The sequence below is a fragment of the Selenomonadales bacterium genome (genome assembly GCA_017442105.1).
Lineage (GTDB): Bacteria > Bacillota > Negativicutes > RGIG982 > RGIG982 > RGIG982.
Genome location: JAFSAX010000121.1, coordinates 1 through 2,797, shown reverse-complemented (window position 1 = coordinate 2,797; position 2,797 = coordinate 1). Strand labels below are relative to the sequence as shown.

The window sequence follows — 2,797 nt, the reverse complement described above, 5'->3', positions numbered from 1 at the left end:
GCCATGCCACCTCCCTCATCAGAGGGAGGCTCTCGGTATCGTGCTGTTTCGTACGAAGAATGAGCAGTAACGTGAGTACCGAATAAGAAAAGACAGATTTTCGCATAAGGCACGAACCGAACAAAAAAAGAAAGGCTCGGCGGAGCCTTTCTTTTTTTGTGCTTGTTGTAGGTTTTTATGAGGTTTAAGGTTTAAGGAGTGTTTATATATTCACTCGGCTTATATTAGCCGAGAGCGATATCGAGTACCATCATCAGCGAGAAGCCGACTGCGAAGAAGATCGTACCGATGCTGGCGTGTTCGCCTGCCGACATTTCGGGGATGAGTTCTTCTACGACGACGTAGAGCATCGCACCTGCGGAGAAGGCGAGAAGATACGGTAAGATGGGAACGAAGAAGCTTGCCAGCACGATGGTGAGCACCGTACCGATCGGCTCGATGATGCCCGATACTGTGCCGTAAGCGAATGCTTTTTTCTGCGAGAGGCCATTTGAGCGCATCGGCAGAGAGATGATCGCGCCTTCGGGGATATTCTGAATCGCGATACCGACAGCGAGCGCAAGTGCCGCCGCGGACGAGATGAGCACTTCACCGCTCAGCCAGCCTGCTACTGCCACACCGACTGCCATACCTTCGGGCAGGTTGTGGAGCGCAACGGCGAAAAACAGCATCTTCGACTTGTCTTCCTTATTCGCAGGACAGCATACACCGTCGGGACAATCGCCGTTTGCGTGGAGATGCGGTATCACGCGGTCGAGTATGAGGAGGAACAAGAAGCCGAGCCACAGCCCGACGAGTGCGGGCATGAAGGCAAGCTTGCCGAGATGCTCCGACTGCTCCATCGCAGGAATGATAAGGCTCCAGACGGAAGCCGCTACCATCACGCCTGCCGCGAAGCCGAGAAGCGACCGCTTTACAGTCGGATTAAGTTCACCTTTGAGGAAAAATACACTTGCCGAACCGAGAACAGTACCGAGAAACGGCAAGGTGAGCGTCAAGAGAAGCTCGTATGTCATAGGAATACACTTCCTTTTATCTTTGTTTGATTATACTTTACCACAAGTATATACTAATTGCAAGTAAAAAATAATAATTCTCCATAAGAAATTTTTCTGCGTTATAATGGCGCATCGGTCGCGCGCCGAAAGAAAGACCTCGCCGTGGTAAAAAGCGAGGTCTTTGTGCGTATGGCAGAGTTATTTGAGCATCGGACGGACGAAATGTTCGATGCGTGTGAGGGCTTCGTTGAGGTTGGCGATAGAGTACGCATACGAACAGCGTATGTGACCCTGACCGCTGTCACCGAAGGCATCACCTGGGACGATGGCGACTTTTTCTGCGCGCAGAAGCTGTTCGGCAAAGTCCATCGAGGAGAGGCCTGTTCTCTTGATAGACGGGAAGATGTAGAATGCGCCTTTCGGCTCGAAGCAGTCGAGCCCCATTGCGCGGAATCCGTCTACCATCAGACGACGACGGCAGTCGTATTCTTTGACCATCTTACGCATCTGTTTTTCACCGTTTTTGAGTGCTTCGACAGCGGCGATCTGCGCGGTGATCGGTGCGCAGAGCATCGTGTATTGGTGGATCTTCGTCATGGCGGCGATGATCTCGGGTGCGCCGAGTGCGTAACCGATGCGCCAGCCTGTCATGGCGTATGCTTTGGAGAAGCCGTTGAAGACGATGGTGCGTTCTTTCATGCCGGGGAGCGAGGAGAAGCACGTGTGCTCGGCATCGTACGTGAGGTCGGCGTAGATCTCGTCAGACAGCACGATGAGGTCGTGTGCTTTGGCGAAATCGGCAATTTTCATGAGCTCCTCGCGCGGCATGATAGCACCCGTCGGATTGTTCGGGTAGCCGATGAGGAGGAGTTTCGTTTTCGGCGTGATGGCGCGTTCGAGTGCATCGACTGTCAGCTGGAAGTTGTTTTCCATCGACGTCGGTACGGGAATGGGGTTTGCGCCGACGAGCGATACGCACGATTTGTACGATACGTAGCAAGGCTCGGGAATGAGTGCATCATCTCCGGGGGAGAGCAGCGCGCGGATAGCGAGGTCGAGTGCTTCGCTGACACCGACGGTGATGAGGACTTCTTTTTTCGGGTCGTAGTCTACATTGTAGCGCGTCGAGAAGTGGCGCGCTATTTCTTCTCGGAGTTCCAAGAGGCCTGCGTTCGACGTATACGCCGTGAAGCCGCGTTCAAGGCCGTAGACACAGCTTTCGCGGATATGCCACGGCGTGATGAAGTCAGGTTCGCCTACGCCGAGCGATACGACATCGTCCATCTCTGCGGCAATGTCGAAGAATCGGCGGATACCCGACGGAGGGATAGCAAGCACATTCGGTGAGATTCGTTCATTCCATCTCATGGCGACACCACCAGACGACGGTCTTTTTCAACATCGTTGACGATGATGCCGTCTTCTTTGTACGGCTTGAGCATGAAGTGCGTTGCCGTGCTGAGTACGCCGTCGATCGTGGACAGCTTCGTCGAAACGAAGTTCGCACATGACTGGAGCGAATCGCCTTTGACCATGACGAGGAGGTCATAGCCGCCGCTCATGAGATATGCGCTCTCTACTTCGGGGAAACGAATGATGCGCTCTGCGATGGCATCGAAACCGACTTCGCGCTGTGGGGTGATCTTGACTTCGATGACGGCACTGACATCTTGTGCGCCTGCTTTGTTCCAGTTGACGATGGTGTGATAATTGAGGATGACTTTTTCTTTTTCAAGACGTTTTATTTCGGCTTTGATCTCATCTTCGGGCAGGTTGAGGAGGATCGCCAGTTCCGATGC

3 protein-coding genes are annotated in these 2,797 nt (G+C 53.4%); all 3 read right to left on the bottom strand.

The features are described from left to right. Positions 1-224 precede the first annotated feature (224 nt). On the bottom strand, positions 225-1,016 hold the full coding sequence (locus IJN28_04720; protein ID MBQ6713071.1) for a ZIP family metal transporter: 792 nt from the start codon (positions 1,014-1,016) through the stop codon (positions 225-227). A 180-nt stretch (positions 1,017-1,196) separates the two neighbouring features. Continuing rightward, a complete protein-coding gene (locus IJN28_04715; GenBank protein ID MBQ6713070.1) occupies positions 1,197-2,366 on the bottom strand; it encodes an aminotransferase class I/II-fold pyridoxal phosphate-dependent enzyme in 1,170 nt (389 codons plus the stop codon). Next, a partial coding sequence (locus IJN28_04710; GenBank protein MBQ6713069.1) for an Lrp/AsnC family transcriptional regulator occupies positions 2,363-2,797 on the bottom strand: 435 nt, incomplete at its 5' end. The genes IJN28_04710 and IJN28_04715, both read right to left, overlap by 4 nt.